The 23,818-nt window shown below is 72.1% G+C and carries 24 protein-coding genes; 7 read left to right on the forward strand and 17 right to left on the reverse strand.

Translation table 11 applies throughout. The features are described 5' to 3' along the window. Positions 1-89 precede the first annotated feature (89 nt). Complete coding sequence (locus tag OG389_RS08960; protein ID WP_328297929.1) at positions 90-1,745, reverse strand: solute symporter family protein; 1,656 nt, start codon at positions 1,743-1,745, stop codon at positions 90-92. Beyond that, a complete protein-coding gene (locus tag OG389_RS08965; protein ID WP_328297930.1) occupies positions 1,742-2,107 on the reverse strand; it encodes a DUF485 domain-containing protein in 366 nt (121 codons plus the stop codon). The genes OG389_RS08960 and OG389_RS08965 overlap by 4 nt, the downstream gene beginning before the upstream one ends. 256 nt (positions 2,108-2,363) lie before the next feature. On the opposite strand from OG389_RS08965, the gene OG389_RS08970 reads away from it, so the two are divergent. After that, complete coding sequence (locus tag OG389_RS08970; protein ID WP_328297931.1) at positions 2,364-3,914, forward strand: S8 family peptidase; 1,551 nt, start codon at positions 2,364-2,366, stop codon at positions 3,912-3,914. Between the two features lie 66 nt (positions 3,915-3,980). Here the strand turns inward: OG389_RS08970 and OG389_RS08975 are convergent, their stop codons facing one another. The 3 genes from OG389_RS08975 to OG389_RS08985 are packed head-to-tail and all read right to left on the reverse strand — an operon-like array spanning position 3,981 to position 6,700. Continuing rightward, positions 3,981-5,024 (reverse strand): zinc-dependent alcohol dehydrogenase family protein, encoded by a 1,044-nt coding sequence (locus tag OG389_RS08975; RefSeq protein WP_328297932.1) that lies wholly within the window; start codon positions 5,022-5,024, stop codon positions 3,981-3,983. Positions 5,025-5,042: 18 nt separating this feature from the next. Next, a complete protein-coding gene (locus OG389_RS08980; RefSeq protein WP_328297933.1) occupies positions 5,043-5,786 on the reverse strand; it encodes a lysoplasmalogenase in 744 nt (247 codons plus the stop codon). Beyond that, positions 5,783-6,700: a sterol desaturase family protein gene (locus tag OG389_RS08985; RefSeq protein WP_328297934.1), complete on the reverse strand. Its 918-nt coding sequence runs from the start codon at positions 6,698-6,700 to the stop codon at positions 5,783-5,785. The genes OG389_RS08980 and OG389_RS08985 overlap by 4 nt, the downstream gene beginning before the upstream one ends. Before the next feature lie 127 nt (positions 6,701-6,827). On the opposite strand from OG389_RS08985, the gene OG389_RS08990 reads away from it, so the two are divergent. Then, positions 6,828-9,878, forward strand: a complete 3,051-nt coding sequence (locus OG389_RS08990) for an NACHT domain-containing protein (protein WP_328297935.1) — start codon at positions 6,828-6,830, stop codon at positions 9,876-9,878. A 21-nt stretch (positions 9,879-9,899) separates the two neighbouring features. Here the strand turns inward: OG389_RS08990 and OG389_RS08995 are convergent, their stop codons facing one another. Genes OG389_RS08995 through OG389_RS09010 form a run of 4 tightly spaced genes read right to left on the reverse strand, consistent with a single transcriptional unit; the run spans position 9,900 to position 14,147 of the window. Next, positions 9,900-11,144, reverse strand: a complete 1,245-nt coding sequence (locus tag OG389_RS08995; RefSeq protein WP_328297936.1) for an amidohydrolase family protein — start codon at positions 11,142-11,144, stop codon at positions 9,900-9,902. Next, positions 11,141-12,454 carry an amidohydrolase family protein gene (locus OG389_RS09000; protein ID WP_328297937.1) on the reverse strand — a complete coding sequence of 438 codons (1,314 nt, stop codon included), beginning with the start codon at positions 12,452-12,454 and terminating at the stop codon, positions 11,141-11,143. The genes OG389_RS08995 and OG389_RS09000 overlap by 4 nt, the downstream gene beginning before the upstream one ends. A gap of 9 nt (positions 12,455-12,463) precedes the next feature. After that, positions 12,464-13,348, reverse strand: coding sequence for an SDR family NAD(P)-dependent oxidoreductase (locus tag OG389_RS09005; RefSeq protein ID WP_328297938.1), 885 nt, complete (start codon positions 13,346-13,348; stop codon positions 12,464-12,466). Between the two features lies 1 nt (position 13,349). Then, complete coding sequence (locus tag OG389_RS09010; RefSeq protein ID WP_328297939.1) at positions 13,350-14,147, reverse strand: acetoacetate decarboxylase family protein; 798 nt, start codon at positions 14,145-14,147, stop codon at positions 13,350-13,352. A 124-nt stretch (positions 14,148-14,271) separates the two neighbouring features. Here OG389_RS09010 and OG389_RS09015 point away from each other — a divergent pair, with 124 nt between their 5' ends. The 5 genes from OG389_RS09015 (at position 14,272) to OG389_RS09035 (ending at position 18,081) form a co-directional block, all read left to right on the forward strand. After that, positions 14,272-14,895, forward strand: a complete 624-nt coding sequence (locus tag OG389_RS09015; RefSeq protein ID WP_328297940.1) for a TetR/AcrR family transcriptional regulator — start codon at positions 14,272-14,274, stop codon at positions 14,893-14,895. Positions 14,896-15,028: 133 nt separating this feature from the next. Further along, positions 15,029-16,009, forward strand: a complete 981-nt coding sequence (locus OG389_RS09020) for a DEDDh family exonuclease (protein WP_328297941.1) — start codon at positions 15,029-15,031, stop codon at positions 16,007-16,009. A gap of 163 nt (positions 16,010-16,172) precedes the next feature. Then, a complete protein-coding gene (locus OG389_RS09025; protein WP_112453882.1) occupies positions 16,173-16,406 on the forward strand; it encodes a hypothetical protein in 234 nt (77 codons plus the stop codon). Between the two features lie 111 nt (positions 16,407-16,517). Continuing rightward, positions 16,518-17,315, forward strand: coding sequence for an SURF1 family cytochrome oxidase biogenesis protein (locus tag OG389_RS09030; RefSeq protein ID WP_328297942.1), 798 nt, complete (start codon positions 16,518-16,520; stop codon positions 17,313-17,315). A 10-nt stretch (positions 17,316-17,325) separates the two neighbouring features. Continuing rightward, positions 17,326-18,081 carry an SDR family oxidoreductase gene (locus OG389_RS09035; protein WP_328297943.1) on the forward strand — a complete coding sequence of 252 codons (756 nt, stop codon included), beginning with the start codon at positions 17,326-17,328 and terminating at the stop codon, positions 18,079-18,081. 61 nt (positions 18,082-18,142) lie between these two features. On the opposite strand, the gene OG389_RS09040 is transcribed toward OG389_RS09035, so the two are convergent. The 8 genes from OG389_RS09040 to OG389_RS09075 form a co-directional block, all read right to left on the reverse strand. After that, entirely contained in the window at positions 18,143-18,691 is a 549-nt protein-coding gene (locus OG389_RS09040; RefSeq protein ID WP_328297944.1) for an alkaline shock response membrane anchor protein AmaP, read from the reverse strand. Further along, on the reverse strand, positions 18,688-19,218 hold the full coding sequence (locus OG389_RS09045; RefSeq protein ID WP_328297945.1) for a DUF6286 domain-containing protein: 531 nt from the start codon (positions 19,216-19,218) through the stop codon (positions 18,688-18,690). The genes OG389_RS09040 and OG389_RS09045 overlap by 4 nt, the downstream gene beginning before the upstream one ends. Next, entirely contained in the window at positions 19,215-19,583 is a 369-nt protein-coding gene (locus OG389_RS09050; RefSeq protein WP_328297946.1) for a hypothetical protein, read from the reverse strand. The genes OG389_RS09045 and OG389_RS09050 overlap by 4 nt, the downstream gene beginning before the upstream one ends. Further along, a complete protein-coding gene (locus OG389_RS09055) occupies positions 19,580-19,792 on the reverse strand; it encodes a hypothetical protein (protein WP_328297947.1) in 213 nt (70 codons plus the stop codon). The genes OG389_RS09050 and OG389_RS09055 overlap by 4 nt, the downstream gene beginning before the upstream one ends. Before the next feature lie 10 nt (positions 19,793-19,802). Then, positions 19,803-20,237 carry an Asp23/Gls24 family envelope stress response protein gene (locus tag OG389_RS09060; protein WP_328297948.1) on the reverse strand — a complete coding sequence of 145 codons (435 nt, stop codon included), beginning with the start codon at positions 20,235-20,237 and terminating at the stop codon, positions 19,803-19,805. A 139-nt stretch (positions 20,238-20,376) separates the two neighbouring features. Then, entirely contained in the window at positions 20,377-21,156 is a 780-nt protein-coding gene (locus OG389_RS09065; RefSeq protein WP_328297949.1) for an enoyl-CoA hydratase/isomerase family protein, read from the reverse strand. Between the two features lie 174 nt (positions 21,157-21,330). Continuing rightward, positions 21,331-21,552 carry a helix-turn-helix domain-containing protein gene (locus tag OG389_RS09070; RefSeq protein ID WP_204357858.1) on the reverse strand — a complete coding sequence of 74 codons (222 nt, stop codon included), beginning with the start codon at positions 21,550-21,552 and terminating at the stop codon, positions 21,331-21,333. Positions 21,553-21,927: 375 nt separating this feature from the next. Next, positions 21,928-23,526 (reverse strand): ABC-F family ATP-binding cassette domain-containing protein, encoded by a 1,599-nt coding sequence (locus OG389_RS09075; RefSeq protein ID WP_328297950.1) that lies wholly within the window; start codon positions 23,524-23,526, stop codon positions 21,928-21,930. Between the last annotated feature and the right edge of the window lie 292 nt (positions 23,527-23,818).

The raw sequence follows: 23,818 nt of genomic DNA on the forward strand, positions 1-23,818 counted from the left end.
GAACGAACGAGACGAGGCGTGGCCGTGTCGTAGGGAAATACGACACGGCCACGCCCTGTGCTCGGAGGATCCCGGTCAGCCGCAGGCCGTCAGTGCGCGCCGGTTCCGGTGAGCGAGCGGACCTCGAGCTCCGCGAACTTCTGGGGGTCGGCCTTCTCCTTGGAGAGGACGGTTCCCAGCCACCCCAGCAGGAAGCCGAGCGGGATGGAGATGATCCCGGGGTTCTCCAGGGGGAACCAGTAGAAGTCGGCTCCCTTGAACATCGAGGTGGGCTTCCCCGACACGACCGGGGAGAAGAGGACCAGGACGACCGAGGAGACCAGGCCGCCGTAGATGGACCACAGCGCCCCCTGGGTGGTGAAGCGCTTCCAGAAGAGGCTGTAGAGGATCGTCGGCAGGTTGGCGGAGGCGGCGACCGCGAAGGCGAGGGCGACGAGCCCGGCCACGTTGAGGTCGCGGGCCAGGGCTCCGAGGCCGATGGCGACGGCGCCGATGACCACGGTGGACCAGCGGGCCGCCCGTACCTCCTCCTTCTCGGTGGCCTTGCCCTTGCGGATCACGTTCACGTAGATGTCGTGGGCGAAGGACGAGGAGGAGGCCAGCGTCAGGCCCGCGACGACCGCGAGGATGGTGGCGAAGGCCACCGCGGAGATCACGGCGAGCAGGACCGCGCCGCCGGTGGAGTCCGCGCCGCCGCCGATCTCCTGGGCGAGCAGCGGTGCCGCGGTGGTGCCGGCCTTGTTGGAGGCGATGATGTCGGCCCGCTTGAGCAGCGCCGCGGCGCCGAATCCGAGCACGATCGTCATCAGGTAGAAGGCGCCGATGATGCCGATGGCCCAGTTCACGGACTTGCGGGCGGCCTTGGCCGTGGGGACCGTGTAGAAGCGGATCAGGATGTGCGGCAGCCCCGCGGTTCCGAGGACCAGGGCGAGGCCGAGGGAGATGAAGTCCAGCTTCGTGATCGAGTCCTTGCCGTACTTCAGGCCCGGCTCCAGGAACTTCGCTCCCTGCCCGCTGTTGTCGGCGGCCTTGCCCAGCAGGTCCGAGATGTTGAAGTTGAACTTGACCAGCACCAGGAAGGTGATCAGCAGCGTGCCCGCGATCAGCAGGACGGCCTTGATCATCTGGACCCAGGTGGTGCCCTTCATGCCGCCGATGGTGACGTAGAGGATCATCAGGAGGCCGACCAGCGAGACGATCACGATCTTGCCGAGGTCGCTGGTGATGCCGAGGAGCAGCGAGACGAGCACGCCGGCGCCGGCCATCTGGGCGAGCAGGTAGAAGATCGAGACCACGATGGTGGAGGTGCCGGCGGCGGTCCGTACGGGGCGCTGGCGCATCCGGTACGCGAGTACGTCGCCCATCGTGTAGCGGCCGGAGTTGCGCAGCGGCTCGGCGACCAGGAGCAGCGCCACCAGCCAGGCGACCAGGAAGCCGATGGAGTAGAGGAAGCCGTCGTAGCCGAAGAGCGCGATGGCTCCGGCGATGCCGAGGAAGGACGCGGCGGACATGTAGTCGCCGGAGATGGCCAGGCCGTTCTGGAAGCCGGTGAACTGGCGCCCGCCCGCGTAGAAGTCGGCGGCGTCCTTGGTCTGGCGGCCGGCCCAGACCGTGATGACCAGGGTGGCCACGACGAACAGCCCGAACAGGGTGATGATCAGCGGGCGGTGCTCGGTGGCGCCGGCGGCGGTGGTCGTACCCGCCGTGGCCGCCGCGCCGATCGCCACGTACAGCGGGGCGCTCATTCGCCCGCCTCCATCCGTGCCTTGATGGCCGAGGCCTTCGGGTCGAGCTTGGCCGCCGCGTGGCGCGAGTACAGCCAGGCGATGAGGAAGGTCGTCGCGAACTGGCCGAGGCCGAGGACGAGGGCCACGTTGATGTTGCCGAAGAGCTTCGTCCCCATGAACTCGCCCGCGTAGTTGGAGAGCAGGACGTAGAGCAGGTACCAGGCGATGAACGCCGCGGTGAGCGGGAAGGCGAAGGAGCGGTGGGCGCGGCGCAGGTCGGCGAACTCCGCGCTCTGCTGGACGCGTACGAACTCTTCGGCCGAGGGACCCGCCGGCGGCGTTCCCGCGCTGCCGGGGGGCGGCGCTGCTTCGGTGGTCACGGGGGACTCTCCTTGTGACGCGGGTGCGGTGGGGACGACGGACAAAACAACCTCCGTGTGGGGGGACGGTGGCGCTGATCCCCCCTGTCAACGGCACGGCCGGCGCGTCGGGACGGTTCAACACCCTTTGTTTCTTTGGGAACTGATTTCTCGAACTGATGGCGCAGAGTCGAACTACGGCACTAGGTTCCCGTGACATGCACCCGTCGGGCGCGACCGCGCCCGCGCGGCTTTTTCATGATGATGTGGAGAACCCATGGCTCATCTGGGAACCGGTCACCGGCGGCGCGCCCTCGCCGTTCCGGTCGGACTGGCGCTCACCGCCTCGCTCGCCTTCCTGCCCTCGGTCGCGGCTTCCGCCGCCCCGGTGGGCACGACGGCGGACGCGGTGGCGACCGCCAAGCCGGACACCTCCGGCCCCAAGCTGTCGTACGTGGCGAACCTGACCGCGTACGGCACGGTGAAGCAGGCGAAGAAGGCCATCGAGCGGGCCGGCGGCACGGTGGTGATCGCATATGAGCAGATCGGCGTGGTCGTCGCCCACTCCCAGAACCCGGAGTTCGCCAAGCAGCTCCGCGGTCAGCGCAGCCTGTTCGTGTCGGTCGGCGCCACCCGCACGGCTCCCCTCTCGGTGGTGCAGACCACCGAGGAGGGCACGACGCAGCGGCTGAGCGACGCGGACGCCGCCAGGGCGGCCGCGCAGGCCGAGCCCGGGCAGGAACCCCTGGAGTCCAACCAGTGGGACCTTCGCGCGATCAAGGCCGACCAGGCTCACAAGATCAACGATGGCAGCCGGAACGTCACGGTGGGTGTCATCGACACGGGTGTCGATGACACCCACCCGGATCTGGCCCCCAACTTCTCCAAGGGCCAGTCCGCGAACTGCGTCGGCGGCGTCGCCGACACCACCGAGGGCGCGTGGCGTCCGTACGCGGACGGCAGCGACCACGGCACCCACGTGGCGGGCACCATCGCGGCCGCGCGCAACGGGATAGGCATCAGCGGTGTGGCACCCGGGGTCAAGGTCGCCGCGATCAAGGTGAGCGAGCCCACGACCAGCCTCTTCTTCACCGAGGCGGTCGTCTGCGGCTTCATGTTCGCCGCCGAGAAGGGGATCGAGGTGACCAACAACAGCTACTACGTCGACCCCTGGCTCTACAACTGCAAGTCGGACGACGACCAGAAGGCGCTGGTGGAGGCCCTCACCCGGGCGACGAAGTACGCCGAGCGCAAGGGCGTGCTCTCCGTGGCCTCGGCCGGCAACTCCAACCACGACCTGGCGTCGAACGCCATCGTGGACGACACCAGCCCGGACGACGTGCCGACCCCGGTCACCCGCACGATCGACCCGCACGTCTGCCTGGACCTGCCCACCCAGCTCCCGGGCGTGGTCACGGTGAGCGCGACCGGCGACCAGGGCATCAAGTCGTACTACTCCAGCTTCGGCCTGGGCGTCGTCGACGTGGCGGCCCCCGGTGGCGACAAGTGGCAGGTCCCGGGCACCCCGGACGCCAACGGCCGCGTGCTGTCCACCCTCCCGGGCGGCGGGTACGGCTACAAGCAGGGCACCTCGATGGCCGGCCCGCACGTGGCCGGTGTCGCGGCCCTGCTCAAGAGCGCGCACCCGTGGGCGACGCCCTCGCAGCTCCAGGCGATGCTCAAGGGCCAGGCGACGAAGGTCGCCTGCCCCGAGAAGGTCTACGACGCCGCGGGCGTGCTGGTCGACGCCACCACCTGCAACAGCAAGTGGGGCCAGACCGGCTACTACGGCTACGGCGTGGTCGACGCGCTGAAGGCCGTCAAGTAGCCCGAGGCCGTCGGACGACGAAGGGGCCGGGCGGGGAGCTCCCCGCCCGGCCCCTTCATGCCCGGATCAGGGCTTGATCATCACCTTGAGCGCGCTGCGGTCGTCCATCGCCCGGTAGCCGTCCGGGACCTCGTCGAGGGAGACGGCCCGGTCGAAGACGGGCGACGGGTCGATCGCGCCACTGAGCACGTCCGCCAGCAGCTCCGGGATGTACGCCCGGACCGGTGCGACCCCGCCGCGCAGGGTGATGTTGCGGTCGAACATGACACCCAGGTCGAGGCCTGTGCCGCTGCCGTGCGGGACGCCGACGTAGCCGATGGCCCCACCGTCGCGCGAGATGTTCACGGCGGTGCGCATGGACTGCTCGGTGCCGACCGCCTCGATGACCGAGTGGGCGCCCTGGCCGCCGGTGAGCTCGCGCACGGCCGCCTCGGCGGCCTCGCCGCGCTCGGCGACCACGTCGGTGGCGCCGAAGAGCTTCGCGATGTCCGTACGGACGGTGTGGCGGCCCAGTGCGATGATCCGGTCGGCGCCGAGGCGCTTGGCCGCGAGGACCCCGCACAGGCCGACGGCGCCGTCGCCGACGACGGCGACCGTGGAGCCCTTGCGCACGCCCGCGCCGAGCGCGGCGTGGTGGCCGGTCCCCATGACGTCGGAGAGCGCGAGCAGCGCGGTCAGCAGGTGGTCGTCGGAGGCCGCGTCCGCGGGCAGCTTCACCAGCGTGCCGTCGGCGTGCGGGACCCGGACGGCCTCGCCCTGGCCGCCGTCATGACCGACCGAACCCCAGAAGCCGCCGTGCTCGCAGGAGGTGTACAGACCCTCGGAGCAATAGGCGCAGGTGCCGTCGGACCACATGAAGGGGGCTACGACGAGATCGCCGGCGCGCAGTCCCGAGACGGCCGGGCCGGTCTCCTCGACGATGCCGAGGAACTCGTGGCCGATCCGCTGGCCCGGCTGGCGCTCGGCCTCGCCGCGGTAGGCCCACAGGTCGCTGCCGCAGATGCAGGCACGAAGGACGCGGACGACGGCGTCCTCGGGCCGCTGGATCGCAGCGTCGGGCACCTCCTCCACGCGGATGTCGTGCGGGGCGCGGATGACGGTGGCGCGCATGGTGGTGCAGCCCTCCGGTTAGGAAATGGTTGAGCCCTGTAGGGCCTCCCTACCGTACGCCCGTGCCGGCGCGATCGTTCCCGTGGCCAGCAGGTACTGGGCCGCCACGTACGTGGCCATGATCCAGAAGTCCGGGCGGGGAAGCTGCGGCCACTCGGCCACCCCGGTGGCGATCAGCGTGTCGGAGAGCAGGAACAGCGCCCCGCCGAGACCCGCCCGCAGGCCGAGGGCGCCGGAGCGGTACGCCATGGCGGTGAGCAGCAGGCTGTATCCGGCGACGGGGACGCGCAGATCGGCGGGCAGGTCGCCCCAGAGCAGCGTGACGGTGGAGAGGAGCGCGACGGCGTACGCGGCCCCGAGCGCGGAACCGGTCCGCCCGCGGCCGAAGAGCACGAGGTAGCAGACGTGCCCGGCGGCGAAGGAGCCCATGCCGATCAGGAAGGCGGGATCGGCGTCGAAGAGCAGGGCCAGGTCGCCGCCCCAGCCGAACAGCAGGGCCGCGACGAGCAGCCGGGGTGCGCGGAGGGTGAGCACACGGGCCCGGTACACCACGTGGGCGATGAGCAGGGGCATCAGGAACGGCTTGGCGATGAGGTGTCCCGGGTGCCAGCCGGCCAGCAGCGATCCGAGGTCCAGGGCAGTGGCGACGGCGAGCGCGCCGAGCAGCACCCCGGCCGCGGGCCCCGAGCCCGCGGGGACGGCGGGGCGCGCCCAGGACGGCGTACGGGACGCCGCGCGCCCGGTGGCACCGGCGGCGCTCACGCGGCGTGCTCGGGGGCGGTCGCCGGGGTGGGTGCGGACTCCGGGGCGGGTGCGGGCACGTCGGCCGGCACTGCCTGGGCGGGCTGGGCGGGCTGCCAGCCCGGGCCGCCGAAGACGCGTCCGGCGCGCTCGCGCCAGGTGGCGGCCCCGCGGACGTCGCGGGCGATGGAGGCGTACTCGTGGGTGGCGACGCGCAGCGGGTTGTGGGTGCTGATGTTCTTGGTGAGGCCGAAGACGGGCTTGTCGGTCTCCCCCACCCAGGAGCCGAACATCCGGTCCCAGACGATCAGGATCCCGCCGAAGTTCCGGTCCAGGTAGCCGCCCTGGGAGGCGTGGTGGACGCGGTGGTGGGAGGGCGAGTTGAAGACGAACTCGATCGGCCGGGGCAGCTTGTCGATGCGCTCGGTGTGGATCCAGAACTGGTAGACGAGGTTGACCGAGTAGCAGAAGGCGACGGCGGCAGGGTGCACCCCGAGGGCGATCATCGGGAGGTAGAACGGCCAGGAGGTGGCGCTGGTCCAGGGCTGGCGCAGGGCGGTGGTGAGGTTGAACTTGCGGCTGCTGTGGTGGACGACGTGGCACGCCCACAGGATGCGGATGACGTGGTGGCCGCGGTGCTGCCAGTAGTAGAAGAAGTCCTGGGCGAGCAGCATCAGCGGGACGGTCCACCACAGGATCGGGACCCGCAGCGGGGTGAGCTCGTAGACCGCGGTGTAGATCGCGACGATCGGGATCTTCCACAGGAAGTCGAAGACGAGGCTGCCGATCCCCATGCCGAGGCTGGTGACGGCGTCCTTGGTCTCGTACCCGGCGGCGTCCTCGTCGGGATGGATGCGGTAGCTCACGAGCTCGATGACGGTGAGCAGTACGAAGGCGGGTATGGACCACAGCACGACATCGGGCAGGTTCGGCATGACCGCACCATAGAGGCGGGTTCCCGGGCTCGGCTAGAGGTTGTTACCGATCGGTATCCATCGGTGTTACCGACGGTTCACGAGATGCTTCGGGTGAGGGTGTCCGGGCCAGGGGGAGGACATGGGGATGACGGACTTCGGGGCGGGTCTCGGGACGGTCGCCTTACGGGCGGCGCGGGCGGTGGCACTGGCACTGGCACTGGCGAAGTCCCGGCCGGGGCCGCGCCGGCTCAGGCCGCTGAAGGCGGGCGACCCGGCCGGGCGGCGCCTCACGGACGAGCTGGCGGCGCGGCTGGCCGGGGCGGGCGCGGGGCTCCCGGAATCCGACCGGCTCGCGGCGGTGGCCGCGGTCGGCGAGGCCTTCGCCGCGCTGGGCCCGAAGGAGGCCCGGGCCCTCTTCGCGGCGGACCCCGGCACCGCGGCGGCCGGGGCGCCCCCGCCGGGGCAGACCCTGAGCCCGGCCGCGGAGGCCGCCTACCGGGAGCTGTTCGCGCTGTGCCGCGCGCAGGCCGCGGCCGACCCGGCGGGCGGGGGCGGCGACCAGGAGCCGGGCCGCGCGGGCAACGCCCGGGAGCCCGGCGGGGGCGCCGCCCGGGAGTCGGCCGGTGCGGCGGCGCAGGGCTTCGAGGAGCAGTACGCGCACTACGTGGCCAGGGCCCAGGCCCGGGTCCAGCTGTTCGGGCTGACCTTCAGCCAGGACCGCCAGGACTGGCCGCTGGACCTCGCCTACATCAGCCTCGCGGTCAGCGGCGCACAGCTCCTGGAGGAGCCCGGCCTGCAGACCCCGGTCAAGGCCGAGGCGGCCCTGGACGCGGCGGAGCGGGTGCTGCTGCGCGGCCCGGCCGGCTCGGGCAAGAGCACCCTGGTCCAGTGGCTGGCCCTGAACGCCGCCCGCCGCAGCTTCGGCCCCCAGCTGCGGGACTGGAACACCCTGGTCCCCTTCGTCCTGCCGCTGCGGTCCTTCAACTCCCCCGCCGGACTCCCCGCGCCCGAGGACTGGCTGGCCGCGACCGGCGTACCGCTGCGGGCCCCGGACGGCTGGGTCGGGGAACTCCTGTCCGCCGGGCGGGCGCTGGTGCTGGTCGACGGGGTCGACGAGGTGCCGCCGCACCTGCGCAGCAGGACCGAGTCCTGGCTCCGGGCCCTGCTCACCGCGTATCCGGCCGCCCGCTTCGTGGTCACCACCCGCCCCTCGGCCGTACCGGAGGACTGGCTGACCGCCCAGGGCTTCTCCTCGCTCGCCCTGCTGCCGATGGAGCGCGACGACGTCGGCGCCTTCATCACGCACTGGCACGATTCCGCGCGCGCGGAGGCGGACGGCGAGGGCGCGGGCCGGGAGCGGGAGCTGCTCGACCGGTACGAGAAGGCCCTCCTGCGGGCGGTCGGCTCGCGCCGGGACCTCGGCCGGCTCGCCACGAACCCGCTGATGTGCGCCCTGCTGTGCGCGCTGAACCGGGACCGGCGGATGCACCTGCCGCGGGCCCGCAAGGAGCTCTACGACGCCGCCCTGGACATGCTGCTGATCCGCCGGGACAGCGAGCGGGACATCTCGGGGGTCGAGGGCGTCTACCTCAGCCGCGACGAGCAGACCCTGCTGCTGCAGCGGCTCGCGTACTGGCTGATCCGCAACGGGCAGGTGGAGGCGTCCGCCGCCGACGCGATCGGGATGATCGCCGAATCGCTCGACGCCATGCCCCAGGTGAAGGCGCAGGGCAGCGCGGAGACGGTCTTCCGGCACCTGCTGATCCGCAGCGGGCTGCTCCGGGAGCCGGTACCGGGCTCGGTGCTGTTCGTCCACCGCACCTTCCAGGACTACCTCGGCGCCAAGGCGGCCGTGGAGGCGCGGGACTTCGGCGTGCTGGTGCGCAACGCGCACGAGGACACCTGGGACAACGTGGTCCGGATGGCGGTGGGCCATGCCCGCCCCGACGAACGCGCCCATCTGCTGCGGCAGTTGCTGCACCGGGCCGATCAGAGCGAACGCGACCGCAGCCGGCTGGTGCTGCTCGCGGCCGCCTGCCTGGAGCACGCGCCGGAGCTCGACCCGGAGGTCTGGCGCGAGGTGGAGGCCCGTACGGCCCGGCTGCTGCCGCCGCGTTCCCCCGGCCAGGCCGTGGAGCTGGCCAAGGCGGGCGAACTGGTGCTGGAGCTGCTGCCCGAGCCGGCCGGCCTCACCGCGGACGAGGCCGCCGCGGTGATCCGTACGGCGGCACTGGTCGGCGGCGACCGGGCGCTCCAGGTGGTCGCGGGCTTCCGCACGGACGACCGCTACGAGGTGGGCCGCGAACTGTCCGACGCCTGGGGGCGGTTCCCCGTGGACGCCTACGTGGACGCGGTGCTCGCGGACGCCCCCATGCACGCGGCCCACCTGCACGTGCGCACCGCCGGACAACTGGGCGCCCTGGAGCGGCTGCCGCACATCGGCCGGCTGCACATCAGCTGGGACGGCCCGGTACCGCGGGAGATTTCGGGGCGGCGGGACCTGGAGTCGCTGATCCTGCACCGCAACGCACGGCTGACCGACCTGTCCCCGCTGGCCGGGCAGTCCTCGCTGCGGCACCTGGGCGTACTGGACTGCCCGAAGGTCACCGGGATCGAGGTGGTCGGCGAACTGCGCGCGCAGAGCCTGGCCTTCGGCTATCTGCGGGACGACCTCTCGCTCGCCCCGCTGGCGGGGGCGGCCGAGCTGCGCTCGCTGGTCATCGGCTTCGAGCCGGAGCAGCGGCGGATCGGGGACGTTCCGGCGGCCGGCACGCTGACCGCGCTGCACCTGTGGCAGGGCGCCCGCCGGATGACGCTCGACGGGATCGAGCGGTGGCCGGGGGTGCGGACGCTGACGGTCGCCGGGAGCGGCCAGTACCGCCAGCTGGTGCGCTCGCTGCCGCTCAAGGGCCTGACCGGTCTGCAGATCCGGCACGCGGGGCCGGTGTCGGCCGGGGCGCTCCTGCCGTACGAACACCTCGCCCGGCTCGTCCTGATCCGGTGCGCCATGGAGGGAACCCTGGAGGCGCTCCGTGACCTCCCGGAGCTGCGCCGGCTGGTGCTGAGCGAGTGTCTGGGGACGGTGGACCTGTCTCCGCTCGCGCCCCTGGAGGAGCTCGTCATCGAGCTGCGCCAGGGCACGCACGTGAGCGGGGCCGAGCTGATCCCGCCGGAGCGGCTCGTCCGCAGGGACTGAGCCGCTCCGACGGGACCCGCGTCACCAGACCCGGACCGACGCGCCCCGGGCGAAGGCCGGGCTGGTGGCGCCCGCCGGGACCTCCGTCAGGGGTTCCGCGATCTCCTGGACGAGGGGGCCGTGCTTGGCGGCCACCGCGTCCAGGAGGGCGAGGTCGAACCCGTAGACGCGGGCGGCGTTGCCGCCGACCATCGCGGCGACCTCCTCGCGCGGCAGGCCCGCGTAGGCGATGCGCAGGCCCTCGCGGGAGAACGGGGTGGTGCCCTCGTCATGGGGGTAGTCGCTGCCCCACATGATCTTGTCGAGGCCGATCCGGTCCCGCAGCGGGACCTCGTGGGGGCGCATGAAGCTCGCTCCGACGAAGCAGTTGTCCCGCCAGACCTCGCTCGGACCCTTGCCCATGGATTCCGCCAGGCCCGCCCCGAACTTGGCCTCGGCGGTGGCCGAGGCCGCCACCAGGCGGCCGTGGTAGTAGTCCAGCATCTCGATCACGCCCGGGATCCAGCCGGAGCCCTGCTCCGTGAGGACCAGTTTCAGCCCGGGGTGGCGGCGGAAGGCCCCGCCGAAGATGAGGTGCCACAGGGCCCGGTGGGAGAACCAGGTGGTCTCCACCATGAAGACGGCCCGCGCCGCCGGCTCGTCCCCCAGCGGCGGCGAGGCCGAGCCGCCGTGGTGGTTGACCGGGACGTCCAGCTCGTCGCAGACCGCCCAGATCGGGTCGTAGGCGGCCGAGTAGAGCTCCGGCACGGTGGAGCCGGGCGGGACGCCGGGCAGCAGGATGCCGCCGGTCAGACCCGCCTGCCGGGTGCGGCGGATCTCCTTGACCGCCGCGTCCACGTCGTTCAGCAGGATCTGGACCACACCGGCCCGGCGGCCCGGCGCGTCCGCGCAGAAGTCCGCCAGCCAGCGGTTGTGGGCCTGGAGCCCGGCCCAGCGCATCTCGTACTCGGCCGCCGTCGGGGGCTGGGCCATCAGCGAGGCCTTGGGGAAGAACGGCGGGATGGTGTTCGGGAAGAGGACTTCCGCGACGATCCCGTCGGCTTCGAGTTCGGCCAGCCGGCGCTGGGAGTTCCAGTTCCGGTCCGCCGTGTCCGCGAGGAGGTCCTCGTACGGGTTCACGTAGCCGGCGGCCCAGGCGTCGAACTCCTCGTGGTGGCGCTTCTCCAGGTACGGCTTGTAGTCCAGCAGGTCGGCGCCCGCGTGGCAGTCGGCCGAGATGACCGTGTAGCGGTCCGGGGCGGCGGTCGCGGCGGTCGCGTCGCTCACGGGTTCACCCCCAGGACCGGGAAGTCGTTGTCCGTCAGCCAGTGCCGGCCCACCTCGCGCGAGCGGGCCCAGGAGGCTTCGACGGCCGCCTGGTCCTCACTCTGCCCCAGCTCCGCCGGGGTGGGGCCGATGCGGCGGGCGATCGGCGCCAGCTTCCCGGTGTCGAAGCCGAATACGTCCGCCGCCGCCAGGCCCAGCATCCGGCGGGTCTCACCGACCGGGATGTCGTGGAAGGTGTTCTTCAGCCAGTTCCGGGTGTTGGGCCAGGTCCCCTCCGGGTGCGGGAAGTCCGAGCCCCACAGGATGTTGTCCACGCCGATCTCGTAGCGCTGGGCGAGCTCGCGCCGCTTGGTGTTGGTGGCGCAGATGAACACCTGCCGGTCCAGGTACTCGCTCGGCGGCCGCCTCAGCTCCGCGAACGGCGAGAGCTTCTTGCCGCCGTGCGCGCCGAGGTAGAGCCGGTCCATGAACCACAGCTGGTTCGGCAGCCACCAGCAGCCCGACTCGGCGACGCCGAACCTCAGCCCCGGGTGGCGCTCGAAGACCCCGGACCACAGCAGGAACCAGAGCGGGCGGGCCGGCCACCAGGTGACCTCGGAGACGTAGATGCCGAGGTGGTCGCCGTACTCGTGGCGGGGCGCGGCCCCCGAGTGGGTGACGATCGGCATCGCCGTCTCGGCGGCGGCCGCCCAGACAGGGTCGTAGCGGCGGTCGTGGTAGGGCGCCTTGTCCACCCACATGGAGGGGATCATCAGCGCGCCGAGCCCGGACTCCTTGGCGCGGTGGATCTCGGCGACGACCTTGTCCGGTTCGCCGGTGATGGGCAGCAGGGCGACCCCGCAGTGCCGCTCGGGATTCTCCGAGACGAACTCGGCGAGCCAGCGGTTGTGGGCCTGGGCGCCCGCCATGCCGAGCTCGGGGTCCTGGTCGCCGGAGAGCCCGAGGCCGACCCCGAAGGGGGCCGCGGTCTGGCTGTCCACGGCGTCGGCGTCGGGGAAGACGACCTCGGCGGCCACCCCGTCGCCGTCGAGCTCCTTCAGCCGCTGCGCTACGTCCCAACCGCCCCGCAGGCCTTCCTCGTGGTCGTGGAACCACTTCTCGGCGAAGGCCTCGTTGCGGACGCCCAGGCGCGTGGCCTCGGCGCGGCGGGCGTCGCGCTGGCCCAGGAACTCGTCGAACTGCGGGTGGAACGCGCTGTCCAGATAGGGGCGGTACTGCTCGGTCGGCAGCCCCGCGTGGCAGTCGGAGGAAATGATCAGGTACGGGTCTTCGTACGCGCTCTCGGCGCTCTGAGCACTTTCGGCGTTCATACCAATCCCTCAGTCGAGGATGAAGCTTTCCAGGTAGGCGGGGTTGGCGCGGTCGAGCATCGACTGCGAGCGGGCGCGGATCTGCCGGTCGCTGTGCTCGCTGTCGGGGAGCATCCAGAACCGGTCGGCGCGGATGCCGTCCACGACGTGGTCCGCGACGTCCTCGACCGGGGTGAAGTTCACCTCGTGGCCGGCCTGCTTCATCGCGGCCTCGTACTGGTCGAGGCTGCGGTACGGGCTCTTGCGCGGGCGCTCCTTCGCGTACCGGTCGGGCCGGTTGCGGTGCGACTCCCACAGTCCGGTGCGCAGCATGTGCGGTCCGGGGAAGAGGACGGAGGCGCCGATGGCCGCGCCCTCCGCCTTGAGGTGGGCGTAGAGCGACTCGGTCATGGTGACCACGGCCGCCTTGGTGACCGCGTACACGGAGGCGGTGGGCAGCGGGGCGATGCCGCCGTCGCCCGAGGAGGTGTTGACGACGTGGCCGGGGCCGCCGCCCGCGATCATGCGGGGGACGAAGGCCTGGATGCCGTGGAAGACGCCCCAGACGTTGACGGAGAAGGCCCACTTCCAGTCGTTGGGCTCATGCTCCCACATCCGGCCCTCGGCGCCCGAGCCGACGCCCGCGTTGTTGCAGAGCACGTGCACGGCGCCGAAGGCCTCGTACGCGGCGTCGGCCAGTGAGAGCACCGAGTCGCGGTCGCTGACGTCGACGAGCCTGGCGAGCACCTCGGTGCCCTCCGCCGCGAGCTCGTCGGCGGCCTTGCGCAGGGCGCCCTCCTCCACGTCGGCGAGGACCACCTTCAGTCCTTCGGCGGCGAAGCGGCGGGCCATGGCGCGGCCGATGCCGCTGGCGGCTCCGGTGACCACGGCCACCTGTCCTGGTTCGAGTCGCATGTCAGACGCTGCCTTCCGGAGGGCCGTCCAGGATCTGCATGGGGTCGTCGTAGCGCTGGTGGATGTACGGGAGCAGGGCCTGGGCGCTGACCCGCTCGACGACCCTGCCCCGCTGGTCGGTGGTCTTCTCGCCGATGGTGAGCTCGACGAGACGGCGTACGGGGAGGTCGGCGACCGGGTCGAACATCGACTCCCGGAGCACCACGTCACCGGTGATGTGCTCCAGCTTGCGGACCTTCTCGTTGCGCGTGCAGTGCACGAGCACCGGGTCGGCGTCGAAGCCCGAACCGTCCACCGCCGGGAGGAACTTGAAGTAGAAGTCGGTCTTCGTGGTGGGCTCGGGCAGCGGCAGCTCGCGGTCCACCGCCCCGCGCACCTCCACGAAGGCGATCCCGTGCCGGGCGAGGGAGGCCCTGACGACGAGGCCGTCGCGTTCGACGGTGACCTCGCCGAGCTTCTTCGGCTCGCCGAAGACCTCCCGGCCGCCGGTCAGCGCGCGCTCCATGGTCATCGGCATGACCAGCGGGTACCAGCCCTCGACCCCGCCGTGCTGGGCGGCGACGGCCACCGAGCCGGCGCCGAGCGGGTAACCGGGCAGGTCGACCTTGCTGATGTTGGCCCGCACCAGGGGCCGGTCGGCGAGCTTCAGCGGTGGCGGCAGGACCGCCGCCACCACGTCGGGGTCGCTCTCCCAGACGGCCACCACGCCGGTGGACCAGATGTCGGGGAGCTTGGAACTCTTCTCGCGCGACGCCGCGATCTCGGCCTCGGTCCGCGCTCCGTACCGTACGCGTGCCATCTATCGCACCATCCTCGTCTAGGACTCAGTCGGTTCTGTAACACAGTTACACCGGGAGCGATGAAGGGTAAAGACCCCTGCACGTACCTGATCTGACGGATCGACAGGAAGTTGGGACGGATCGATGACCAGAACCACGCTGACCCGCGCGGAGGTACTGGACGCCGCCGCGTCCCTGGTCAAACAGCACGGCCCCGCCGCCCTCACCATGCGCAAGCTCGCCGCCGAGCTGGGCACCGCCGTGACGTCCATCTACTGGCACGTCGGCAACCGCGAATCGCTCCTCGACGCCCTCGTGGAACGGACCGTGGAGGACATGGGCGCGATCCGCCCGGCCGGCCGCACCCCGGCGGAGCGGATCGTGTCGGTGGCCCGGATCCTGCGCCGGGAACTGCGCGAGCGCCCGCACCTGATCGCGATGGTCCACGAACGCGGACTCACCGACCGGATGTTCATGCCCGCGCAGCAGGCCATGGTCCACGAGGTGCACGCGGCCGGCCTGCGCGGGGCCCGGGCGGCCGACGCGGTGCGCGCCATCCAGTTCCAGATCATCGGCTTCGTCCTGCTCGAGCGCAATCGCGAGCGCTCCCCCGCCCAGTCGCCCGCCGAGAGCGAGCTCTGGGACCCGGCCGACGCCCCGCACGACCCGCCCCTGGCCCGCGCCCTGGCCCGCCCGGTGGACCCGGAACGACTGTTCCAGCTGTCCGTACGGGCCCTGGTGAGAGCCCTGTTGACGCCCGGTGGGTAATCCCCTGTGCGCTCCGGCGGCGCCCGGGACGGGATCGGTGCGTACGGTGGACGCGGGGATACCGCTGTGCCGGAGACCTCATGGCCGGGACGGGCCGGCGGGCCATGGGTGCCGGCGCGGGCCGATATCCTCTGTGACCATGCTCGCCGACCGTAGGACCGCAGAGACGATGTGGCCGACCGCGTACCCACAGGGGTACGCGGTCGTCGACGTGGAGACCACCGGGCTCGCTCGCGACGACCGGATAATCTCCGCCGCCGTCTACCGGCTCGACGCCCGGGGCAACGTCGAGGACCACTGGTACACGCTGGTCAACCCGCTCCGGGACCCCGGCCCCGTGTGGATCCACGGTCTGACCAGTGACATGCTCCAGGACGCCCCGCTCTTCAAGGACATCGCCGAGGAGTTCGCGGGCCGGCTCGCCGACCGGGTGCTGGTCGCGCACAACGCGATCTTCGACTGGCAGATGATCGCCCGCGAGTACGCACGGGCCGACACGACCGCGCCGGTGCGTCAGCGGCTGTGCACCATCGCCCTGTCGAAGGAACTGAACCTCCCGCTGCCCAACCACAAGCTGGAGTCGCTCGCCGCGCACTTCGGCGTGGTCCAGCAGCGCGCCCACCACGCGCTCGACGACGCCCGTGTCCTCGCGGAGGCGTTCCGTCCGTCCCTGCACGCGGCCGCGCGGGACAACGTACGGCTACCCCTGCTGGAATGCCGGCCGCTGACGGAGTGGTCGGACACCCCCGCCGCCCCGCGCGTCGGGTACCAGGCCTCCTACGGCGCCAGTTCGAGCTGGCGGCCCTCGCGCAAGCGGCCACCGTGCCCGTACCCGAACCCGGGGCGCTGGGCGGACGGCACGCCGCTCAAGCAGGGCATGCGGATCGCGTTCTCCGGTGACACCTCCGTGGACCGGGAGCTGCTGGAGGACCGCGCCGTCGAGGCGGGCCTGCACGTCGCGACGAGCCTGTCCCGGCTCACGAGCCTGCTCGTGACGAACGACCCGGACTCCTCGACCTCCAAGACGGTCAAGGCGAAGTCCTTCGGCACCCCGGTCGTCGACGAGGCGGCCTTCACCCAGCTCCTGCGGGACGTGGCACCGGCACAGGACTGAGCCCAGGCGGGGAACGGGCGGTCCGGCGGGGGCCTGCGAGGACCGGCGAGAGCCGGCCGGGCGGGGCCCTCCGGGGCCGCCCGTTGGGCCGGCCGGGTGCAGGCGCGGCGACTCACCCCGGTGGATCTTGTTCCGGTGCGCCGCCCTGCGCAGCATGCGGCCCATGGCACGTTGCGAAGTCTGCGGGAACGATTACGGCATGTCCTTCGAAGTGCACGCGCAGGGCGCCGTGCACGTCTTCGACTGCTTCTCCTGCGCCATTCACCGCATGGCGCCCATCTGTGAGCACTGCCGGGTCCAGATCATCGGGCAGGGCGTCGAGGTCGAGGGGCAGTGGTTCTGCGGCGGGCACTGCGCCCGCGCGGAGGGGAAGGTGGGAATCACCGACCGCGTTTGACGGCCGTCACCGTCCTCACCGCGGCGCCGCCCTCTCCCTCCCTCCTCCTCCACGACCCCGGACGGCCACCCGGCCACCGGGGTCCTCGCCGCTGGGGGTACCGTCGTGGGCGTGTACCGCTTTGTACTGACCCGGCAGTGGGTGTGCCTCACCCTCATCGGCCTCGTCCTCATCCCCGCGATGATCAAGCTGGGGTTCTGGCAGTTCCACCGCCATGAGCACCGGGTCGCGCAGAACGAGCTGATCGCCGCGAACCTGCGGGCGGAGCCGGTCCCCATGAGCGGGGTCACCTCTCCCGGCCACGTGGTCCCGCGCGCCGACTACTGGCGTGCCGTGACCGCCACCGGGACCTACGACTCCGCGCACGAGGTCGTCGTACGCATGCGCACCTCGAACGACGACAAGGTCGGCTTCCAGGTCGTGACCCCGCTGGTGCTGGCCGACGGCCGGGTGGTGCTCGTCAACCGCGGCTGGGTGGCGGGCGGCGACGACCCGCGCGCCTACCCGCCGGTGCCGGCCGCGCCCGCGGGCGAGGTCACGGTGACCGGCCGGTTGAAGGCCGACGAGACGAGCGGCGGCAGCGGCATCAAGGACCGCAAGGGCCTGCCGGACCGGCAGGTGATGCTGATCAACAGCACCCAGCAGGCGCGGTACCTGGGCAGGCCGGTCCTCGGCGGATACCTGGAACTCACCGCCCCGGTCCCGGCCGACGGCAAGCCCGAGGCGGTCGCCGAGCCCGACCACGACTCCATCGGACCGCACATGGCGTACGCCGTGCAGTGGTGGCTCTTCACCTTCGCGGTGCCGGTGGGATGGATCGTCCTCGTACGACGCGAGAAGCGCGACCGGGAGGCGGCAGCGGCCGCCGGGGACAGCGCTTCGCGGCCGGAGCCGGTGACGACCGCGTAGCGTGTCGGGCATGGATCTTGGACTGAAGGACCGTGTCTACGTCGTCACCGGCGCCACCAGGGGCCTCGGCTACGCTTCCGCCCGCGAACTGACCGCCGACGGCGCCAAGGTGGTGCTCACGGGCCGGGACGCGGAGCGCGCGGAGGCCGCGGCCGCCACCCTGGGCCCGGACGCGGCCGGTGTGGCCGCCGACAACTCCGACCCACGGGCCGCCGCCCGGCTCATCGCGACGGCCCGGGAGCGCTTCGGCCGCTTCGACGGCATCCTCATCAGCGTGGGCGGCCCGACTCCGGGTTCGGCCGCGGACAACACCGACGAGCAGTGGACGGCGGCCTTCGAGTCGGTCTTCCTCGGCGCGGTCCGCCTCGCCCGGGCGGCCGCGGCGGAGCTCTCCGAGGGCGGGGTCATCGGCTTCGTCCTGTCCGGCTCCGTCCACGAGCCGATCCCGGGCCTCACCATCTCCAACGGGCTGCGCCCGGGGCTGGCCGGATTCGCGAAGTCCCTCTCGGTGGAACTGGGCCCGCGCGGCATCCGCGTGGTCGGCCTGCTGCCCGCCCGCATCGACACCGACCGGGTCCGCGAGCTCGACGCCCTGTCCGGGGACGCGGCCGCCGCCCGCTCCGGGAACGAGTCGCGGATCCCGCTGCGGCGTTACGGCACCCCGGAGGAGTTCGGCCGCTCGGCGGCCTTCCTGCTGTCCCCGGCGGCCTCGTACCTGACCGGCATCATGCTCTCGGTGGACGGCGGCTCCCGCCACGGCTTCTGAGCCGGAAGCCCGGGTCCGCGAGCCTGGGCCGGGAGCCCGGGGCGCGGGAGCCGCCCCAGCCTCACGTCACCCGTCGCGCCCGGCGGGGGGTGACGTGCAGGCGGGCCTCCGTCGGGAGCGCCGGGAGCGCCGCCGAACCGCGGGCCCGGGCCAGCACCGGCCCGGCGAGGGCCTCCAGTACGTCGGCCGGCACGGCGTGCGGCTCCAGTTCCAGGACGACCCGCAGGGCCGGGGCCCCGCGCCGCCCGCGCAGCGCGACCCGGCACCGTGCCACGCCCTCCACGGCCTCGCGCACATCGGATGCCACGGCCTCCTCCAGGGCCCGCCCCCGCAGCACCGCGAACGCGCCGTCCCCGGTGTCCACGAGCACGTCCGGCAGCCTCCCGCGCCGCAGTTGGGACAGCAGCCACCACAGCGCCAGCAGGACGCACACCCCGAGCCCGGCGAGCACCGCCCACCAGGGTGGCGGCCAGCTCCGGACTCCCGGCGTCAGCAGGGGCTCGTGGCGGGCCCCGAGCGGCCAGGAGGCCGTGAGCACCGACGCTCCCGCCGCCAGCAGGGCCAGTCCGAGCAGCGCGAGCAGGATCCGGTTCACCGCTGCGAGGCTCACCGGCGGTTCACCCGTACCCGCGGCCGGAGCCCGTGCGCCAGGCCCAGCTCGTCGACCCCGACGGCCAGTACGGCGTCCAGGTCGGCCCGTACGTCGTCCAGTTCGCGGAAGTGCGACACGGCCCGGACCCCGACGTGGGCCCGGCCCACCCTGACCCGTACCGACCGCACCCCGGACACCTCCATCGCCCGGTCCCGCAGCACCTGCGCGGCGGCCCTGCGTTCCAGCCCGGCCCGGACCTCCGGGTGCCCGGCCCGCATCGTGAGGATCCCCCGCCGCCCCGGCGCGAGGGCGTACAGCAGCAGCGCCGCCCCGGCCGCAGCCAGGCCCCCGCCGCCGATCAGGACGGCGAGGTCCCCCGGGGTGTGCCGCTCCAGCGCGTGGCCGAGCTCTCGGCGCCACCGCATGCCCGGGCGGTGGGCCCGTACCGCCGCCAGGTCGTACAGGAACAGCCCCGCCACCCCGAGCACGGCGAGCGCCGCCACGGCCGCCGGGACCCGCCGGGGCGACCAGAAGCGGGCACTCACCGCAGCCGCCGGTCCTGCCCCGCGGCGGGACGGGCCCGTGCGGGACGCAGCTGTTCGATGTCGACGTCGACCTCGGGCACGGCCATCTCCGCGTACTCCTCGACGCGGCGGGCGACCTGGCGGCGTACGGCCGCGCACTGGGCGGCGAGGTCCGAGGGGTAGGCCAGCTCCAGGACCACCCGTACGCGGGCGATGCCGTGGTGCACGGTCACGGTGGCGTGCGGCGGGGCCGCGTCCGCGGCGGGCCGGGTGAGAGCCTCCCGCGCGGCCTGGGCCGCGATCTTCGCCACGACCCGGTCGGCGATCCGGGTGGCCCCCCGCTCGGCGGCGGGCACACGGGCCGGCGCGGGTCTGGAGGTGCTCATCGATCCCGGTCCCGGTCACGGCCGTGACCCCGGTCCTGGCCGCGCGGCCGGAAGAGGTCACCGGGCTCCAGGTCCCCGTCGAGGAACCTGCCGACGACGAAGCCGATGGCGCCGAGCGCTGCCACCAGCAGGAAGGCCCCGAAGCCGCCGAAGTACCCGGCGAACCCCAGTACCATGCCGGCCACCAGGCCGACGACCGCCATGCTCATCCGGGCTCCTCTACTGCAGTCGGGACTCCGGCCCCTCGTCGTCATCGTCGGGCAGCTTGACGTCACTGACCGCGATGTTGACCTCGACGACTTCCAAGCCGGTCATCCGCTCCACCGACGAGACGACGTTCTCACGGACGGCCCGGGCCACGTCCCGGATCGACACGCCGTAGTCCACGACGATCTCCAGGTCGAGGGCGGTCTGCACTTCGCCGACCTCCGCCTTGACGCCTCGGCTGACGGAGGACTTGGCCCCGCCGGGGACACGGTCGCGGACGGCGCCGAAGGTACGGGAGAGACCGCTGCCACTGCCCATGGCGTGGACGCCGACCACCTCGCGGGCGGCCAGGCCCGCGATCTTCTCGACGACGCCGTCGGCGATGGTCGTCCGGCCGCGTTCCGCGGGGGGCTTGGCGGCGCTGCCGCCCGATGTGGACTCGGTCATCTCGGATCCCTTCTCGGGTACGGGCTCCCGACCAACGGTAAGCCGGGAGCCCCCTGCCCGCTCTCCCCGACGCGGCCGTCACCGCTCCTCAAACGCCGGAGGGGCCAGCGGAGCCGCAGCCGGATCGGGAACTCCGCGGCTAGTCGGAGAGGCCCGCCAGGTCACGCAGGCGGCGGCCCTGGGCGGCGCGCTCCGCCGCGCGCTGGGCCTCGTACGTCCGGGCGCCCGCCCCCTGGAGCAGCGCCTTCGTCTCGATCACCGCGTCCCGCGGCGCCGCCAGCAGGGCTGTGGTGAGGTCCTGGACCGCCGCGTCGAGTTCGCCGGCCGGGACGACCAGGTTGGCGAGGCCGGCCCGCTCCGCCTCCTCGGCATGCACGAAGCGACCCGTCGCGCAGATTTCGAGCGCGCGGGCGTAGCCGACCAGCGAGGTCAGCGGCTGGGTGCCACCGAGATCGGGAACCAGGCCCAGCCCGGTCTCGCGCATGGCGAACTGCACGTCGTCCGCGACGACGCGCAGATCGCACGCGAGGGCAAGCTGGAAACCGGCACCGATCGCGTGCCCCTGTACGGCGGCGACGGAAACGATGTCATTGCGCCGCCACCAGGTGAACGCCTCCTGGTACTCGGCGATGGTGGAGTCGAGCAGTTCCTCGGAACCGCGCGCCAGGTCGAGGAAGGACGGCTCGCCCTCGAAACCTTCGGGGGTGAACGCCTGCCGGTCGAGCCCTGCGGAGAAGGACTTCCCTTCGCCGCGCAGCACGACGACCCGGACGGTGCCCGGCAATGACCGTCCAGCCTCCGCCAACGCCCGCCAGAGCGCGGGGGATTGAGCGTTTCGCTTGGCCGGATTGGTCAGTGTCACCGTGGCGACCGTGTCGTCGACGGTGAGCCGTACGCCGTCCTTGTCGAGCAGAGCCATCTTTGTGCCCTCCGGTGGGTCTGTGCCGTCGTTCGGCCGTGGTGCCGACCTAAGTGACTGCACAGTAACCACCCAGCCGGCCATGGAGCCGACCGGGGGTCACCGAGGGACGGTGGAACTGGAACCGATAGAGCTGAATACGGAAAACCGCCGGAACCAAATGGAACCAAGTGGTCAGGCCGTAGCCGCCTTCTTACCGCGTGTCGCGCCACCGCGACCGCGCAGCGTGACTCCGGACTCGCTGAGCATCCGATGGACGAATCCGTAGGACCGGCCGGTCGATTCGGCCAGCGCCCGGATACTCGCACCGGAGTCGTACTGCTTCTTCAGGTCTGCCGCGAGCTTGTCGCGCGCGGCGCCGGTTACCCGGCTGCCCTTCTTCAGAGTCTCGGCCACCCGTGCCTCCTCTATGGGAAGTGCGCTCTGGACTTCTCATGATCACCCCTCCCCGGCTTCCTGGCCACCCATTCAGCAAGGTCGGTACGACGGCATTTGCCGAGGGGTGGACGCCCGAGCAGAACGGAATCTCCTCTTCCGCTGCATGACCTCCGTCACATTCCCCCTCCCCCGGCGTGAATCGCCAGGTCAGGGGGCCGGACCCGAAAAACGGAAGCCCCCGGCCGCGCATCCGTCGGGATGCGGCCGGGGTCCTCATCCAGCGCGGAACGGTATGAGACCGACTCACTCAGATGATGGATCACGCCTGAGCCGAATGATCCATAAGCAACTGGATCACCTTCGGCCCGGACGCCGGAGCGGAAGCGGAACCGCCTAGGCGAGCGCCACGAGGTCCCGGTAGTCCGGGCCCCACAGGTCTTCGACGCCGTCCGGGAGCAGGATGATGCGCTCCGGCTCCAGCGCCTCGACGGCGCCCTCGTCGTGCGTCACGAGGATGACGGCGCCCTTGTACGTGCGCAGGGCGCCCAGGATCTCCTCGCGGCTGGCCGGGTCGAGGTTGTTCGTGGGCTCGTCGAGCAGCAGCACGTTCGCCGAGGAGACGACCAGCGTCGCCAGCGCCAGCCGGGTCTTCTCGCCACCGGACAGGACGCCCGCGGGCTTGTCCACGTCGTCGCCGGAGAAGAGGAACGAGCCGAGCGTCTTGCGGACGGCGACCAGGTCCAGGTCCGGGGCCGAGGAGCGCATGTTCTCCAGGACCGTGCGCTCCGGGTCCAGGGTCTCGTGCTCCTGTGCGTAGTAGCCGAGCTTGAGGCCGTGGCCGGGGACGACCGTGCCGGTGTCGGGCTTCTCGGTGCCCGAGAGCAGCCGCAGCAGCGTGGTCTTGCCGGCGCCGTTGAGGCCGAGGATGACGACCCGGGAGCCCTTGTCGATGGCCAGGTCGACGTCGGTGAAGATCTCCAGCGAGCCGTAGGACTTCGACAGGCCCTCGGCGGTGAGCGGGGTCTTGCCGCAGGGCGCCGGGTCCGGGAAGCGGAGCTTGGCGACCTTGTCGGAGGCGCGGACGGCCTCCAGGCCCGCGAGCAGGCGGTCGGCGCGCTTGGCCATGTTCTGCGCGGCGACGGTCTTGGTGGCCTTGGCCCGCATCTTGTCGGCCTGCGAGTTCAGCGCCGCGGCCTTCTTCTCGGCGTTCTGGCGCTCGCGCTTGCGGCGCTTCTCGTCGGCCTCGCGCTGCTGCTGGTAGAGCTTCCAGCCCATGTTGTAGACGTCGATCTGGGAGCGGTTGGCGTCCAGGTAGAACACCTTGTTGACGACCGTCTCGACCAGGTCGACGTCGTGGGAGATGACGATGAAGCCGCCGCGGTAGGTCTTCAGGTAGTCGCGCAGCCACACGATGGAGTCGGCGTCGAGGTGGTTCGTCGGCTCGTCGAGGAGGAGGGTGTCCGCGTCCGAGAAGAGGATCCGGGCGAGCTCGACGCGGCGGCGCTGACCACCGGAGAGGGTGTGCAGCGGCTGGCCGAGCACCCGGTCGGGCAGACCGAGGGCGGCCGAGATCGTCGCGGCCTCGGACTCGGCCGCGTAGCCGCCCTTGGTGAGGAACTCGGTCTCCTGGCGCTCGTACTGGCGCAGCGCCTTCTCGCGGGTGGCGCCGGCGCCGGAGGAGATGCGCTCCTCGTTCATCCGCATCTTCTTGAGCAGGACGTCCAGTCCGCGCGCGGACAGGATCCGGTCACTGGCCAGCACGTCGAGGTCACCGGTGCGGGGGTCCTGCGGGAGGTAGCCGACCTCGCCCGAGCGGGCGATGCTGCCGGCGGCGGGCTGGCCCTCGCCCGCGAGGCACTTGGTGAGGGTGGTCTTGCCGGCTCCGTTGCGGCCGACGAGGCCGATCCGGTCGCCCTTGGCGACTCGGAAGGAAGCGTTCTCGATGAGGATGCGGGCGCCGGCGCGCAGCTCGATGCCGGTGGCGGTGATCACGGAAATACTCCAGGGCGGGTCGGGACGGCGGAAGGGGGGCAGGACGCGATGCTTCGACGCCGCTAATCCGCGAGGAGATTTGCCATGGGAGTCATTCTACCGGGGGCCCGCAACTACTTTCGGGCCCGGCCGCCCCCCGCCGGACGGACCGCACCCCCTCTCCCGTGTCCCCCGTTCGGCCCAGGGAGCACACCTCCGGGCCGGGGGGCGTACGAGGATGAACGGGTTGATACTCGCCGCAGGGGCGGACACGTGACCCGTAGCCCCCTTGTCGCAGGAATGGAGGGCGGTG

Source organism: Streptomyces sp. NBC_00435, assembly GCF_036014235.1.
Classification (GTDB): Bacteria; Actinomycetota; Actinomycetes; order Streptomycetales; family Streptomycetaceae; genus Streptomyces.